This window comes from Clostridium sp. Marseille-P3244, from assembly GCF_900120155.1.
Classification (GTDB): Bacteria; Bacillota; Clostridia; order Lachnospirales; family Lachnospiraceae; genus Mediterraneibacter.
Genome location: NZ_LT635549.1, coordinates 1,317,060 through 1,331,611 on the forward strand (window position 1 = coordinate 1,317,060; position 14,552 = coordinate 1,331,611).

Sequence of the window (14,552 nt, forward strand, 5' to 3'; positions counted from 1 at the left end):
TAAAAACTATGCCAGGAACTGTAAAAAAAGAATTGGTTGGCCGCCATAAACGGCTGGCATTTATGAATGTGTCAGGGACTGATGGAAGTTCTGTGACTTATACCAGGATGACCGGCTTCACATCTTTGTCAGAGGGAAAGGAAGCGACAGAATACAGTAGGCAGTACGTCGATGAAGCAACTGAACGGACAGACGTGGTCGGCTACGCAACTTCTATTGACTTTGAATTTGACCGGTATACCAATGACCCTGTCTGTGAAAAATTGGCGACTATCACTGACGATGAGATTGTAGGTACGGCCGCTCAGGTTGATATTGTATCCGTAGATGTATTTACAGAGGATTCAACAGGAAGAGCAATTGCCCGAAAACGTACTTACAGTGTTATTCCGGATACAGCAGGGGACAGTACAGATGCGCTGACATACAGCGGAAGCTTTTCTGCAGCATCTGAGATCACAAAAGGTTACTGTACCACAACAGATAAGTGGCAGACCTGTACGTTTACAGAGGGAGAGATTCCAGAAGAATAATTTGATAAGGAGATGATGAGCCAATGAGCCTGTGGAAATTTAACGACTTTGAAAGAGAAGTAGATTTTACGGATGCAGATTTTCTCGACCGACTTGAAGATGCAAAAAAGAACATGAATGATCAGTTGAGACTTGTACCGAAAACCGGGAAAAATTCTGATATTATCCGTTCGCAAGTAGCTTGTTATCGCGTGTTTTATGACACTTTATTCGGAGAAGGGGCAGGAGACGCGATAATGGGCGGTAAGACAAGCCTAAATATTTGCCTGGAAGCTACAGATTCCCTGCTTGCCTTTGAAGGGAGAACGAGTGATGAGCTGAACCGGAAATATGAGAAGTATATGGTGCAGAATCATGGGAACAGACAACAGCGTCGTAAGTATAATCAAACGCATAAAAATCAGAGGTGATCAGGGTGCTGAATGTGCTTTATGAGCAGTTCCCCAAAAGTGTAAGAGTATGTGGGATGTCTTATCCGATTGTTACAGATTTTCGAGAATGGATTCGATTTTCCGAGCTGATAGATGATGAATCAGTACCGTGGGAAGTAAAGTGTAGGTTGATGCTTCAATGGTATCAGAAGCGGTTTCCAGATGATCTGGAGGCCGCGATCTACGCCCTGGGGGATTTCCTTTCTGCGAGAAAACTGTATTTTGCAACCGAGGAAAACGACTCAAATGAAAAAGGGATCGATAAACCGGTATTTTCATTCTCTGATGATGCCGGTTGCATTTATTCAGCGTTTATTGACAGCTATGGGATTGATCTACAGACGGTTCCATATATGCATTGGTGGAAGTTCCGGATTCTGTTTGATGGACTTCCGGAAGATACAGAAATCAAACAGAGGATGATGTACCGGGGAATGAATCCGAAGACAATAAAAGATAAGGCGGAACGTAAGCGCGTTCAAAAGATTCAACAGCAGATTGCGTTGCGTAAGAGGATAAGAAAGGTAAATGACTATGATATAGGGGATATGTTTGCATGAAAAAGAAAGAAATACAGATTCCATTCGCAACAGAGCGAAAATGGTATTGCTGCCGGCATTGCGGTCAAAAGCTTTTGATCTATGATGATGCGGCAAAATGCCGAGGGGTCTATGTCAAATGCAAATCATGCGGAAGAGAAGTGGAGGTAAAAATATAAAGCGCTTGTGAGCCTGTGAGCCGTGCTGATCAGAAAGGACAGTGATCAACATGGCGGCAGACGGCCATCTGAATTTCGATACAAAAATAGATGAAAGCGGATTTAGCAACGGAATAAGTAAATTAAATAATCTGGCAAAGTCAGGTGTGGCAGCTGTAGGAAAAGCCCTCGCAGGAGTAACAGCAGCTCTGGGGGCAGGAGCGGTTGCGGGCGTGAAATATAATGCGACAATTGAGCAGTATCAGACCTCATTTGAGGTTATGACCGGTTCTGCAGAAAAGGCGGCTGAGGTCGTGCAGAAGCTAACGGAGATTGGAGCGAAAACGCCGTTTGAGATGACAGGGCTTGCAGAGACCACTCAGCTCCTAATGAATTATGGGTTCACCGCAGATGATGCGATGGACAAAATGATGATGCTGGGAGATATTTCTCAGGGATCTGCAGAAAAAATGAACCGTATTGCTATGGCATACGGGCAAATGTCTTCAGCAGGAAAGGTTCAGCTTGAAGATATCAAACAGATGATAGAGGCCGGGTTTAATCCGCTTCAGGAGATTTCTCAGACGACAGGTGAATCGATGGAGTCCCTATATGACAGGATATCCAAAGGGACGATTTCCGTAGACGAGATCACGGCGTCAATGGAGAGATCCACAAGCGTGGGTGGAAAATACTTCCAGTCAATGGAGAAGCAATCCCAGACAGTTTCCGGTCAGTTGTCAACACTTGCTGATAACATGAATCAGCTGCTCGGAAGCCTGACATCTGGATTATCAGAGGTGATTGGAGGAGATATTCTTCCGGCGATTAATGACATGCTCGGAAGGCTGAATGATGCTTTCGCTTTTGGCGGTTTTCAGAGTTTTTTGGATGAATTGGGAACAATTTCTCCAGTGGTAAAAAGCGCTACAGATGCAATAGGGGCGCTTGTTGAAAAATTACAGGGGATGTCCGCGGACGAACTGGAAAATCTCGGAAAGATCGCATTAGCAATCGGGGCCGCAGTGCCAACATTATCTGTATTTGGTGGCGGAATCGAGACTGTATCGACTGCAACAAAGGCATTTAATGGAATCTCAGATGGAGTCATATCCGGTTTGGGGAAACTTCCAAAATCGATCCAGGGCGCGGGGAAGTCCTTGTCAGGTCTTGGGAAAGATTTTGGAAATATTGGAAGCACTTTGATTATGCCATTTCAGGATCTTGCGGGAAAATTCCCGGGGATTACCGGGAAGGTATCTAAGATATGGTCCGCAACTGGTGGAAAACTTGCTTCAAGCACATCAAAGATAGTGTCGCAGGTGTCAGGTGCATTTGGAAACTTGGGTCCGGCGCTGACCAAAAAATTTCCTAAAATTACAAAGACCCTGTCTGGATTAACAGATTATATGGGGTCTTGGGGCAGCTTGATGGGAGAATCATTTTCTCCGATTCTGAAAAAAGCAGCAGGATTCGCACCTCAGTTTTTGAAATATATGAATATTGCCGGTGGCATCGGTATTGTAGTTGCGGGGCTAGGACTCCTGTATGATGCTTTTGGAGGAGAAATCTCTGAAATCATTTTTATGGTCCAGTCTAAGGGACCGGAGGTTATTACAAACTTTTGCAATGGAATCACATCGGCTCTACCGAACCTAATCGCTCAGGGAACAACGTTGCTCAACAGCCTTATGATGGCGATCACCGCAAATCTTCCGGCAATCGTCTCCGGAGGAATGAGCATCATTTCAGCGCTGGTATCTGGGATAGGAGCGCAGCTACCCACTCTGATCCCGACAGCACTGCAGATGATTTTGACGTTGGTAACCTCATTGCTCGGCAATATAGACCAGCTGGTAAGTGCAGGATTAGACCTGCTGACAGGATTGGTACGGGGAATTTTGAACGCAATTCCTCAACTGATCGCCGCGGTGCCTACTATTATTGGAAATCTGATAAGTGCAATCGTATCGAGCTTGCCACAGATCCTGCAGACAGGTATTGAGTTGTTAGGACAGCTTGCCGCAGGCTTGGTTCAGGCGATTCCAGAACTGCTGGCAAAAATCCCAGAGATCATATCTTCTATGATTGACGCTTTTACCAGTGTTGACTGGGGCGAAGTAGGCTTGAATATAATAAAGGGTATTGCTTCAGGTATCGCGGGGGCAGTCGGCTCTTTAATTGACGCAGCGAAAGATGCTGCAAGTAAAGCCCTTGGAGCCATAAAGAACTTTCTGGGGATTGAATCTCCGTCTAAGGTATTCCGGGATCAGGTTGGTAAGATGATGGCTCTTGGTATGGGAATCGGCTTCCAAAAGAATATACCGACAAAATCGATGAGCGCAGGTGTGGAAAAAGCTGTGAAAAGCCTGAAGAAGGATGTTGCATTTACTACATCCGCAAGAAGCGATAAGACTGTCGGCAGCATAAAACGTGATCCTGCCTACAGATCAGATTATGCATTTGATTATGACCGTTTCGAGCGCATCCAGCGCAAAGTAGCGAAAGAGCAGAGCAACAGACCAATCTATCTGAATACAGATCGGATAGACAGACCATTACCGAAAGGAGCAGTGCCACAGTTGACATGATAGTATATTATCAAAATTCAAAAGGAGAAATCCTGAACTTGATGAAGTCACCATTTCGGACGGTCGAAGCCGACTGGTTTGATGCAGATTGGACGGAATCGAGTCCAGGATATGAAAAAACAGTTGATATTGACGTGTTTGGCAATCGCGAGCAGTTCGCAGAGAATATGGAATACTTATATAGTATTATTGCTGTGGATGCGGAAGAAAATACATACGGTAGATTATATGTAAATGATACGTTCCTGCGTTGCCGGATACAGACATCAAAGAAAACAAACTGGAAGGGGTACATATACTCAGAGGTAGAGTTGACCTTCATTGCACCGGAGCTGGCATGGGTTGTAGAAATGAGAAGGAGGTTCTATCCGAGCCAAGAGTCAGAAGATGATACAGGCTTAAATTTTCCGTATGATCATCCATTTGATTTTTCGGCAGAGGATGCAGGTATGGCAGTATGGGAGATTGACCATGTTACTTCCAGTGATTTTCAGATGATCATCTACGGGCCATGTGCGAATCCATATGTGATCATTAATGATCACACATATGCCATCTATACGGATGTAGAAAATGGCGAATATATGGTTATAGACAGCCGAGACTGTACCGTGAAAAAGTATCTTATAAACGGAACTGTGCAAGACATGTTTCATGAACGAGGTCTTGCGGATTCGGTATTCGAGAAGATTCCTTCCGGTTTGCTGCGACTTAATTGGTCAGGAAGTTTCGGTTTTGACCTTACGTTATTCTTGGAAAGGAGGGAAGCACGGTGGTGATTCTGGCAAACAGTGACCTGCGGGAGCTGGGCGCTGTCAGAGATGTGAATCTGACGGTTGACCTGAACGGAAACCGAGACTTCTCTCTTCAGATTGCCCGGTCATATTGGCGACCTGAGCTGACATTTTCCAGTCTGATCTATATTCTGGGCACGGAATATGGCGGGATCATAGGAGAGGTTCTGACAGACACTGCTCTTGACTATGTGGAGTTGAAAGGACTGTCGTGGCGGGGACGTCTCGCAAAGAAGATCATCCAGCCTCCCGGCGGCGCTGATTATATGACAGTGTCTGGTGAATTACATTCAGTTATGAAGAGCCTGATCGAGCCGGAATTCGACGGGCTCTTTGTTGTGTCCCAGGAAGATACCGGGGTGACGGTCAGCAACTATCAATTTGACCGATACTGTACGCTATTGGATGGACTGAACAAAATGCTTAAAAGCAAGTGGTATCGGCTGAAGCTGTCGTTCCGGCGGGAACAGAACGAGCCAGGGTATCTCTATATTGAGGCGGTACCGATTGTGGATTATTCAAACAGGATCGAGCTGTCCAGAGACTGCCAGCTTAACTATACGATGGACGATAAGCGTGATGGCGTGAATCATTTGATTGTGACTGGGAAGGGAGAATTGCAGGACCGCAATATCCTGCATCTGTATGTGCAGGAGAATGGCGAAATCGGGACGGAGCGGTATTACACCGGACTTCAGGAAATTACGGAAGTATATGAGAATACCTCAACAGAGACAGAAGAGTTGATGACGGCTTCGGTAGAACGATTGCAGTCATTAATGGGAAAAAAGACATTCAAAATGGATATTGCAAAGTTGGGGCTGGATGTCTGTATTGGTGATATTGTCGGCGGTCGCGATTATCTGACGGGCATGTACATGGCAAAACCGGTAGAAAATATCACCTATGAACTTATAAATGATGAAGAATCAAAAACATATAAATTGGAAGGAGACAGTGAAACATGAAAATTGTATCAGGGAAAACCGGAACTCCTCATGTGACTTCGCAGCAGTTTCGTCAAATATTAGAAGGAACTATCGGACAGGACAGTTATATCCTTACAAGCGGTGAAAATCTGGAACCGGAATTGAGTACAAACAATCTGCTTAAGATTAAAAGCGGCATGATGTCGCATCACGGGAATGTATCAAGTGTTGAGTTGGGTACATATGACGAGGTGACAATAGCAAATGGAAGTCAGGGAATGAAGCGTATAGACCTGATTGTAAACAGGTACAGCCGGAATGAAGAGACTGGGGTAGAACAAAATTCCTGGGTAGTAATCCAAGGAACTCCAGCGGCTTCAAGCCCTGCCGTGCCATCCCATACTGTCGGAAATTTGCAAGAAGGGGATTTGGTGGATGATTGTCCAGTGTTTGAAGTGCATTTGGATGGGATAAATGTGACGGAAGTTAAGAAGTTGCTAAGTGTGACGGAGAACATGTCTACGCTAAATGCAGATTTGGCGGAGTTATCTTCCGTTGAAGTAGTAACACTTAAAAATGGGGTTAGACTGACCCGCTGCGGTAAATTAAGGATTCTTCAGTGTGTAAATGCCTCAAGTCCCGAAGCTGGAAATATCGTAGACGTTCCAGCCGCGGACGTGCCTGATACATACGTAATGGCGCCTGCCGCATATAAAGGGCAACAGCGTGGAGATTATTTCCTATCTTTATCTCCGACAAATAAAAAGGTGGGATTGTTCTATGGGGGAGACGATCCACAGGTCGTTACTGGAAATTATATAGTTGGACAGCTTGTGTGGTGCATTTAGTCCGCAGTCTTGATGTACTCCATTACTACAACTGCAGAATAATTTCCTGCATCAGACGGATGGTATATTTGGATATTTGTGTTATTGGCTTGGAGCGAAATATTAATCTGGGTGCTCGTAACTGCGGGATAAGGAAGCCCTACTGTAAAACGACTTTCTAGGCTTGTATTTCTGGCAGATCCGTATAGATGTATGGCTCTGTCAAAATTAGTAATTCCATGTTCTCTAGCGGTAGAAGTGCCAGATGATAGCTGGCCAACATTAAATACTTTGCGATATAAATTCCGTCCGTCTATCCATTTCCCAATTACAACCTCGTCGGTCGAGTATGTGTAACCGGATGTTTTTGTGGACAACTCCGCCAAATCTGCATTATTTAAATAGATCACAAAGAAAGGAATGATACTATGAAGATTATTTTCAACGACGCAACTGAAATTAATGTCCAGCAGGTAAACCCTTACGGGGATTATCTGCAAGTTCTGACCGTCGGAAATACCCCGGAACAGCTCCGGGTACTCTTTTCGGATCCGACCCGTACTGCTCACATGGTCGTGCAGGAACGCGGCCAGACAATCGCCGCCTATGATGGGTATACGGCTTTTTACCGCACGGAAATTTACACCGGACAGATCTACGGCGTAACAATGTATAAGCCGGAAAAGACACCGGAGGCCCAGGCGGAAGTCCAGGCTGCAGCGGTGGCTGTGGCACAGATCCAGGCGCAGAGCCTGACGGATGAACAGGCGCTTACAGTGAAAGCCATCTATCCTATATGGGATGGAAACGGCGTATCGTATCAAAAAGACTTTTATCTGACCTATAATGAAGAGTTGTATAAGGTTCTGCAGGCACATACATCACAGGCTGACTGGACGCCGGATGCAGCACCGTCACTCTTTGCAAAAGTGCTCCCGGGGCAGGACGGCACCGGAATAGGAGAGTGGGTACAACCTGGGTCCACGAATCCGTATATGACTGGTGACCAGGTGACGCACAACGGAAAGACGTGGGAGTCTCTGATCGACAACAATGTCTGGGAACCTGGTGCGCAAGGTTCAGAAGCCTTGTGGCAGGAAGTAACAGAAGCTGAATAAGAAAGGCGGGGAATCGGATGGAGATAAAAAACGTGCAGACGGACAAGACGACCGTGCAGGTGGGAGACCAAATCACGATCACTTTTGAGCTGTGGTACCCGGTAGATTTTCCATATGATTATCCTCACGACTATCCGATCCAAGCAGAAAGGAAGTAGAAAATGAGTGCAGTAACACAAGCTTATGTGATGTTGGACGGCGTAAAGATGCTGGCCACATATGACTCAGGGACTGGCCTGTGGACAGCCCAGGGCAGTGCGCCCGCTGAATCGTCCTGGGGCGAGCCAGACCATGTCTTTACCGCGGAAATCCACGCGATTGATGCGGCGGGCAATGAGGCCGTTATGGACCACACGGACGAAACCTATGGAGACCAGTTGGAATTCCGGGTATTGGAGAAGACGAAACCGACAGCGACGATTACATCCCCGACACAGGACAGTGTTCTTGGCAGTGCGTCCCAGGATATTGTTATGGAGCTCCAGGACGCCGGCGGCTCTGGACTGAACATGGCGTCCGTGGTATTCAAGATCAATAACGTACAGATTTTGGAAGGTCTGTCTTGGCAGGATTCCGGTGGAAAGAAGACCTGTACATACCATGCAACCAACCTGTCAGATGGCTCAAACTCAGTGTCTCTGCAGGTAAGTGACAACGATGGTAATGTATCCGACATTGACACCGTGACCTTTGTGATCAGCACATCTGCGCCAACACTAAACCTGACATCTCCGGTAGAAGGGCTTATAACTAACAGCAATACTGTAACGGTATCCGGTACCGCAGCAGCTGGCACAACAGCCGTTACATTGGAGGAAGTAACGATTAACGGTACGGCGGCAGATATTGGAGAGGGCGGAGCTTTTTCGGAACAGGTCACAGGATTGCCAGATGGACCGAATACGATTACTGTTGTTGCTAAGGACAGCCTTGGAAAGACAACGACCGTACAGAGGCATATCACAGTGGATACGCAGGCTCCGATCATCTCAGATGTCGTTGCAGAAGCAACTACTGTGGAAGCCGGTGGAACGATTAAGATAACGTTTAAGGTCGTGGATCCGGCGGACTAAGGAGGGACATATGATTATTAGAGTATGGGGCATTGTTAACTCTACTGAGGTGGAGTTCACGCCCATTCCGGACCGCCCCGGATACTGGGAGGGCTATGCCCCGAAAGCTCCGGGGCTCCAGGACATCGAGATCTGGGCAGAATCAGACAGCGGGCTCCGGGGACATTTAAAATGTGCGGTGCAGATCCTGTACCACACACACACGGTGGCACGGCTGGTGCTCCTGCCGTACATCGTGTCCCTGGTAACGCTGCACACGGCGGAAGTCCTGCCGGAGAAGTATATCCCGCAGTTTAAGTGCTGCAGAAAGGCGGCTAAATAGAATGGTAGAGACAGTTAATTTTGAGTTGGGCGAGAAGAAATACGTGTGCATTAGTGTCCGGAGTGCAGATCGGCACGTTTTCGAGGTCACATCCGCCAAGTATGTCCTGAAAAAGGGGGATGAGGTGGAAGCCAGCGGAGCATGCGAGATTACGCAAGTGTCGGACAGTGAAGTGACCCTGACCGCCTTAATCCAGCCGATGGCCAAGAGCGCCACTTACGTGCTGGAGTATACGTACGAGATCCCGCCGGAGGTGCTGATCCATGACATCCGGGTGGCAGTTTCATGAGGAGGGAGGGCCAATGGACGAATATGTAACAAAAGCAGAGCATGAAGAGTTTGTTCGTCGTATGCAGGACGAACACAAAAGGATTCATTACAGGATTTCAGACGCCGAAAAAGTGGCCAACAAAATCTATGACCTGACTTTGTCAGTTGAACGCTTGGCCACATCTATAGAGACTATGACAAAAGAGCAAAAGGAACATCAGGATCGTCTGGAGGCTCTTGAAAACAGGGACGGAGAAACCTGGAGAAAAGTAAAATGGTACATCTTAACGCTGGCGATCGGTGCGGTTGCCGGTGTTATATTTTCACAGATTGGGTTGTAAAAGGAGGAATAAGAATATGAATATGGAACAGTTAATGCAGTATGTAACTTTGGCGCTGATAGGGATCGGCGCGCTTGCCTTCTTGGTAAGTGTAATTACGCAAGTAATTAAGGAGATGCCGGGGCTTAAGAACATCCAGACCAATGCCGTGGCTCTGGTGATCTCTTTAATCCTTTGCCCGCTTACCGTGGTAATCCTGTGTATTTATTTGCAGATCAAGATTATATGGTATTATATTGTAGCGGCTGTGATTGCTGCGTTTATTGTTTATTTGGTAGCGACAGGAGGATGGGAGAAAGTGGCGGAAATGTGGCGGCGAACCCGATGGGAAGAAGTAGAGCCGGAAAATAATAATAATCCAGAGGACGTGTAAAAGCGTCCTCTTTTTTCATGTTGCGGCATAGCAACGGAAAGGAGAAGGAAATTCTATGCCAAACATAGAACAATTTGCACAGGCAATGGAACAGCTGTGCAATGATAACAGCCACGGTTACAGTCAGATAAATCGTTGGGGACCAGACTATGATTGCAGCAGTGCGATTATACACGCTCTGCAGATGGCTGGATTCGATACGGGAGCCGCTTCATATACCGGGAATCTGTCTTCAGAACTGACCAAAAGAGGATGGGTAAGATTGCCGGCATCTACGGCGAAACAGCGGGGTGACATTCTGCTAAACGATACAGATCATGTAGCCCTGTATCTGGGGAATAATCTACTTGCGGAGTTCTCCATATCTGAAAATGGGACTATCGATGGACAGGCGGGAGATCAGACGGGCCGGGAGGCTTATATCCACAATTATTATGATTATCCCTGGGATTGCGTATTGCGGTATACCGGATCCGGAGGTGGGACAGCTGAGGCGGACAACGGAGGCATCGATATCTATTACGCTGTTATGCTGGCAGATGGGGTAGTACTTCCAGAAATCAAGAACCTGGAACCGGACAGCTCAGGGGATAATTTTGCCGGAATCGTTGGCAAGGAAATATACGGGGTCGCCATTCGGGTCACGAAAGGGAGTATCAAATACCGCGTTAGGACCGTGGACGGCGTGTTGCACGAATTCGTAATGGGATGTGACTTCTCCGATTACTGGAACGGATATGCCGGAGACGGAGAACATGCGATCGCGACACTGGAAGCGTACCTGTACAGCCCGAACGGGGACAAGTATGTCTATTACCGCCTGTCTCCAGTTGGACAGGATTATTACCCGTACCAGAGGGACATGGACAAGAACAGACTCATGGACGGATATGCCGGAGAACCCGGAGTGGCCGTCGACAGACTACAGATGTATATTGCATAACAATACCCCGGGGCATCTGCTCCGGGGTGGGATATTGTACCATCTTCTATTTGCTATAATGGGTGTGGTAAATTATTATTTTCAACGGTGAAGTCCCCCTGTCCCTCCGCAAAAGCGGCAGCGGTAGAACCAAAGTCAATATTCTGGTTGATCTCCAGATCTGTTTCCGGATTAATACCGTTTTCTTTCAGAATATACTCAAATACCATCTCAGGCATGCCGCCTGTCGTTCGCTACATCATGTAAATCATGGGCATATATTGATCCATCATTATTTTTTGCCAGTTTTTCGTGGTAAAAATCATCCATTACCTTCTGTAATTCTTCTTTTGTTTTAACAATGGTATATGGTTTCAATGAGTTATCACTTGGTTCTACGATACCCATATCCATCATGAGTCCAATATAGGGCAATACACTTCTCTTGGATTTTGGATATCCTAAATCAGTAAGTGCCTTTGATAAATATTTTGCGGAGGTGTAACCTCTTTCATCTTCATAAATCAGTCTCATAGTATGGTAAATGATTTCGTTCTCACGACGATTCATTTCCTGTGCCGGACTATACTTGATCAGACCAGACAGACCATATTTTAATTCGATTTCAGGAAGCCCATCTTCATCCACTTCGATACGTTCGATTAGGATTTCAATATCCTTACGGTCAAGAATACCATTTTCAATAATTTTATCAACCACTTGTAATGCATTCTGGAGTTTATCTTTTACATCTTCATTCTCCAGACTGGTATCATTTAATTCACTTAATTGCATTTCCAGTCCATGAATCTGTGAAAGAATATCTTGCTGCAGTGCATCATAGGTTTCATTGACAATATCCTCATTCCCGTGAGCGTTGGATAAATCTCTAACTTTCTGAGTAAAAAGAACTTTCAGTTGTTTCTTTCGTTCGTCAATCTGATTTTGAATTTCGGAACGCTTTTCTTCAACCGTTCTTTTTTCAGAATCGAAATCCTTCATATCATAGGTGGCAATAACTTCGCAGAGTGAATCACGACAGAGCTTGATGTAAGTTACAACATCTTCCATCAGATCTTCTTCTTCGATAAGATGTGATTTTGAACAATAACGTTTGCCCTTGGTGTTGTATGTGGTACAGATATAATATTTGCGTTCTCTACTGGAAGTTGTTCTTCTGATTGGAGTCAAACGCCTTCCACAATCTTTACAAAAGAGGCAACTTCCAAATGGATTCGGTATCTCAGAACCAATCCATTGCCCACGACTGCCACGATAATTGTTCTTGACACGTTTTTCCTTCATATCCTGAATTAGATCAAAAGAAGCTTTGTCAATGATGGCTGGATGATGGTTTTCAAAAACATACTGTTCATCCTTTGGAACACGTTTGTCTTTCCCGTGAACAGTAGAACGAGCACGTTTTCGCAAACGTAAAGTTCCGATATAAAAATCATTTCCAAGCATATCTTTGACCATAGAGTCAGACCACACTGTTGCAATCTGACGTTTTGTGATTTTGCCTTCTTCCAGTTCACGCTCATGGCGAACCATAGAAGGTGTTGGAACTTTATTTTCAGTCAGATAATTGGCAATCATGCGATAGCCGGAGCCTTTCAGATAAAGGTCATAGACCATCTTCACATATTCTGCTTCTTTCGGTATGATTTCTATTTTGGATTTGTCTATTTCATTTCTTTTATATCCAAATGGTGGCTGTGTCATCAATATTCCCTCTTTTTGACGAGCTTCAAGAGCACGTTTGATTTTTCTGCTGATATCTTTTACATATTTTTCATTATACCACGTTGTGATACCGATTGTATCATCATCATCGGTTTCTGAATTATAATTTGTATCAACAACAATCAGTTCTTTTTTTCGCTCTTTAAAATCTTCCAAAAGAAGGAGCACTTTTGCATTGTGGCGTCCAACGCGTGAAAGGTCTTTTACAAACACTCGATCAATGTCTTTATCCAAATCATCCATTAACTGGTTAAGTCCAGGTCTATTAAAAATATAACCTGAAACGCCATCATCTTCATACCAGCGGTCGATAACCATGTTACATTCTGCCGCAAATTGGCTAATAATTAATTTCTGATTTTCGATAGAAACATAATTTCGTTTGTCATCATCTCTTGATAGACGTACATATCCAACATTCATAAACTCACTTCCTTTCTTTATATGAAATATATTAACATGAATAATGTAAATATAGAATATATTTAGGAAGAAAATTTATCAACTGCTCGTGTTACAGTAGTGATTTTTGATTACTGCCTTTAAGCCATCGTGAATATTCTTATCATTCTGCCCATCCAAATATGTGACAACTCGAAATCCCAGTTTCCTATATTTTTCCTTTGCTGTTTCAAAATCTTCTTGTGTAGAAAAATCATTTTTCCAAAGATAATAGGTTGGTTTACTCAAGTGTTATCACATCCTCTCTGCCTTATCGTTATTGTATGAATCCCTGTTCCTATTGGTGCAAGTCCCATTTGCAGCTTTATTGATTGAGCCGAGATTCCAGTTTCTTTGGTGAACGGTCTTTCACGTTCCTCTTATGGACTTATCCATAACTCGCCGTTTTAGTGCCGAGCCTCCCCGATCGTCTATCTTAGAAGTGAGTGTCATTATATGCTTACCGCCGATTCCGGTTTCTCTAATTGTCAAGGTGCGAAAGCAATTTCTGCTTTTGATAAGGTGAGGATAACACGAATTTTTGAAGTGCCTTGAATATTGACGGCGATTGCAATTTGGCAATGACGGAGGGATGAAAAATTGCAAATTTGCAATTGTGGTAGAGGGTTAGATGCGATATGATATAAGAAACTGAGTTATTGTTGAGGTAAGCAATTATGGAATTGAATTATAAAAAAGCGGTCCTTGAGGATATAGAAATACTAACGGAAACCAGAATTACCGTTCTTCGTGCTGCAAATCAGCTTAGTGATGATATGGATATGTCTTATGTTAAGGAACAATCGTATCTATATTATCAAAAATCTCTTTTGGAAAATAACCATGTGGCATACTTGGTTTTTGATGGTCACGAATTTGTTGGTGCAGGTGGGATAAGTTTTTTTCAGGTAATGCCTACGTTTCATAATCCAACAGGCAAAAAGGCATACATAATGAATATGTATACAAAGCCGGAATATCGAAGAAAAGGAATTGCTTATAAAACGTTGGATTTATTGGTCGCTGAAGCAAAACAGAGAGGAATACATGCAATCTCTCTTGAAGCAACAAATATGGGAAAACCATTATATGAGAAATATGGATTCACTAAGATGAATGATGAAATGGAATTGCAATAATAAGT

Annotated in this window: 18 protein-coding genes; 16 read left to right on the top strand and 2 right to left on the bottom strand. The window is 44.6% G+C overall.

All coding sequences use genetic code 11. The features are described from left to right. Positions 1-8 precede the first annotated feature (8 nt). The 15 genes from BQ7367_RS08030 to BQ7367_RS08095 all read left to right on the top strand — a co-directional run bounded on the left by BQ7367_RS08030 (position 9) and on the right by BQ7367_RS08095 (position 11,242). Positions 9-533, top strand: a complete 525-nt coding sequence (locus BQ7367_RS08030; RefSeq protein ID WP_072524966.1) for a hypothetical protein — start codon at positions 9-11, stop codon at positions 531-533. Between the two features lie 23 nt (positions 534-556). After that, positions 557-943, top strand: a complete 387-nt coding sequence (locus tag BQ7367_RS08035) for a DUF6673 family protein (protein ID WP_072524967.1) — start codon at positions 557-559, stop codon at positions 941-943. 14 nt (positions 944-957) lie between these two features. After that, positions 958-1,524 carry a bacteriophage Gp15 family protein gene (locus tag BQ7367_RS08040; RefSeq protein ID WP_268874783.1) on the top strand — a complete coding sequence of 189 codons (567 nt, stop codon included), beginning with the start codon at positions 958-960 and terminating at the stop codon, positions 1,522-1,524. A gap of 208 nt (positions 1,525-1,732) precedes the next feature. Then, entirely contained in the window at positions 1,733-4,252 is a 2,520-nt protein-coding gene (locus tag BQ7367_RS08045) for a tape measure protein (RefSeq protein ID WP_072524968.1), read from the top strand. Continuing rightward, complete coding sequence (locus BQ7367_RS08050) at positions 4,249-5,031, top strand: hypothetical protein (RefSeq protein ID WP_072524969.1); 783 nt, start codon at positions 4,249-4,251, stop codon at positions 5,029-5,031. The genes BQ7367_RS08045 and BQ7367_RS08050 overlap by 4 nt, the downstream gene beginning before the upstream one ends. After that, on the top strand, positions 5,025-6,014 hold the full coding sequence (locus BQ7367_RS08055; protein WP_072524970.1) for a Gp37-like protein: 990 nt from the start codon (positions 5,025-5,027) through the stop codon (positions 6,012-6,014). The genes BQ7367_RS08050 and BQ7367_RS08055 overlap by 7 nt, the downstream gene beginning before the upstream one ends. Then, positions 6,011-6,823: a hypothetical protein gene (locus BQ7367_RS14595; protein WP_200786728.1), complete on the top strand. Its 813-nt coding sequence runs from the start codon at positions 6,011-6,013 to the stop codon at positions 6,821-6,823. The genes BQ7367_RS08055 and BQ7367_RS14595 overlap by 4 nt, the downstream gene beginning before the upstream one ends. A 407-nt stretch (positions 6,824-7,230) precedes the next feature. Continuing rightward, a complete protein-coding gene (locus tag BQ7367_RS14815; RefSeq protein ID WP_235837575.1) occupies positions 7,231-7,920 on the top strand; it encodes a carbohydrate-binding protein in 690 nt (229 codons plus the stop codon). Between the two features lie 17 nt (positions 7,921-7,937). Further along, a complete protein-coding gene (locus BQ7367_RS14480) occupies positions 7,938-8,078 on the top strand; it encodes a hypothetical protein (RefSeq protein WP_159431641.1) in 141 nt (46 codons plus the stop codon). Positions 8,079-8,081: 3 nt separating this feature from the next. Further along, entirely contained in the window at positions 8,082-8,993 is a 912-nt protein-coding gene (locus BQ7367_RS08070; RefSeq protein WP_072524971.1) for an Ig-like domain-containing protein, read from the top strand. Positions 8,994-9,003: 10 nt separating this feature from the next. Further along, positions 9,004-9,315: a hypothetical protein gene (locus tag BQ7367_RS08075; protein ID WP_072524972.1), complete on the top strand. Its 312-nt coding sequence runs from the start codon at positions 9,004-9,006 to the stop codon at positions 9,313-9,315. A gap of 1 nt (position 9,316) precedes the next feature. Next, positions 9,317-9,604 carry a hypothetical protein gene (locus BQ7367_RS08080; protein ID WP_072524973.1) on the top strand — a complete coding sequence of 96 codons (288 nt, stop codon included), beginning with the start codon at positions 9,317-9,319 and terminating at the stop codon, positions 9,602-9,604. Between the two features lie 13 nt (positions 9,605-9,617). After that, the gene (locus tag BQ7367_RS08085; RefSeq protein ID WP_072524974.1) at positions 9,618-9,926 is read left to right on the top strand and encodes a hypothetical protein; all 309 of its coding nucleotides are present in this window, start codon (positions 9,618-9,620) and stop codon (positions 9,924-9,926) included. Positions 9,927-9,942: 16 nt separating this feature from the next. Continuing rightward, positions 9,943-10,299 carry a ribonuclease gene (locus BQ7367_RS08090; RefSeq protein ID WP_072524975.1) on the top strand — a complete coding sequence of 119 codons (357 nt, stop codon included), beginning with the start codon at positions 9,943-9,945 and terminating at the stop codon, positions 10,297-10,299. Between the two features lie 55 nt (positions 10,300-10,354). Beyond that, a complete protein-coding gene (locus BQ7367_RS08095) occupies positions 10,355-11,242 on the top strand; it encodes an endolysin-like domain-containing protein (RefSeq protein ID WP_072524976.1) in 888 nt (295 codons plus the stop codon). A 53-nt stretch (positions 11,243-11,295) separates the two neighbouring features. Here the strand turns inward: BQ7367_RS08095 and BQ7367_RS14485 are convergent, their stop codons facing one another. After that, entirely contained in the window at positions 11,296-11,451 is a 156-nt protein-coding gene (locus tag BQ7367_RS14485) for a hypothetical protein (RefSeq protein ID WP_159431642.1), read from the bottom strand. A gap of 1 nt (position 11,452) precedes the next feature. Beyond that, the gene (locus BQ7367_RS08105; RefSeq protein ID WP_072524977.1) at positions 11,453-13,390 is read right to left on the bottom strand and encodes a recombinase family protein; all 1,938 of its coding nucleotides are present in this window, start codon (positions 13,388-13,390) and stop codon (positions 11,453-11,455) included. Positions 13,391-14,085: 695 nt separating this feature from the next. Here BQ7367_RS08105 and BQ7367_RS08115 point away from each other — a divergent pair. Next, a complete protein-coding gene (locus BQ7367_RS08115) occupies positions 14,086-14,547 on the top strand; it encodes a GNAT family N-acetyltransferase (RefSeq protein WP_072524978.1) in 462 nt (153 codons plus the stop codon). Positions 14,548-14,552: the final 5 nt, after the last annotated feature.

Coding starts and splice junctions, on each gene's coding strand:
- BQ7367_RS08085 (WP_072524974.1), top strand. CDS start 9,618: ATGGACGAATATGTAACAAAAGCAGAGCATGAAGAGTTTGTTCGTCGT.
- BQ7367_RS08080 (WP_072524973.1), top strand. CDS start 9,317: ATGGTAGAGACAGTTAATTTTGAGTTGGGCGAGAAGAAATACGTGTGC.
- BQ7367_RS08045 (WP_072524968.1), top strand. CDS start 1,733: ATGGCGGCAGACGGCCATCTGAATTTCGATACAAAAATAGATGAAAGC.
- BQ7367_RS08030 (WP_072524966.1), top strand. CDS start 9: ATGCCAGGAACTGTAAAAAAAGAATTGGTTGGCCGCCATAAACGGCTG.
- BQ7367_RS14595 (WP_200786728.1), top strand. CDS start 6,011: ATGAAAATTGTATCAGGGAAAACCGGAACTCCTCATGTGACTTCGCAG.
- BQ7367_RS08095 (WP_072524976.1), top strand. CDS start 10,355: ATGCCAAACATAGAACAATTTGCACAGGCAATGGAACAGCTGTGCAAT.
- BQ7367_RS08035 (WP_072524967.1), top strand. CDS start 557: ATGAGCCTGTGGAAATTTAACGACTTTGAAAGAGAAGTAGATTTTACG.
- BQ7367_RS08115 (WP_072524978.1), top strand. CDS start 14,086: ATGGAATTGAATTATAAAAAAGCGGTCCTTGAGGATATAGAAATACTA.
- BQ7367_RS08070 (WP_072524971.1), top strand. CDS start 8,082: ATGAGTGCAGTAACACAAGCTTATGTGATGTTGGACGGCGTAAAGATG.
- BQ7367_RS14485 (WP_159431642.1), bottom strand. CDS start 11,451: ATGGTATTTGAGTATATTCTGAAAGAAAACGGTATTAATCCGGAAACA.
- BQ7367_RS08075 (WP_072524972.1), top strand. CDS start 9,004: ATGATTATTAGAGTATGGGGCATTGTTAACTCTACTGAGGTGGAGTTC.
- BQ7367_RS08050 (WP_072524969.1), top strand. CDS start 4,249: ATGATAGTATATTATCAAAATTCAAAAGGAGAAATCCTGAACTTGATG.
- BQ7367_RS08090 (WP_072524975.1), top strand. CDS start 9,943: ATGAATATGGAACAGTTAATGCAGTATGTAACTTTGGCGCTGATAGGG.
- BQ7367_RS14815 (WP_235837575.1), top strand. CDS start 7,231: ATGAAGATTATTTTCAACGACGCAACTGAAATTAATGTCCAGCAGGTA.
- BQ7367_RS14480 (WP_159431641.1), top strand. CDS start 7,938: ATGGAGATAAAAAACGTGCAGACGGACAAGACGACCGTGCAGGTGGGA.
- BQ7367_RS08105 (WP_072524977.1), bottom strand. CDS start 13,390: ATGAATGTTGGATATGTACGTCTATCAAGAGATGATGACAAACGAAAT.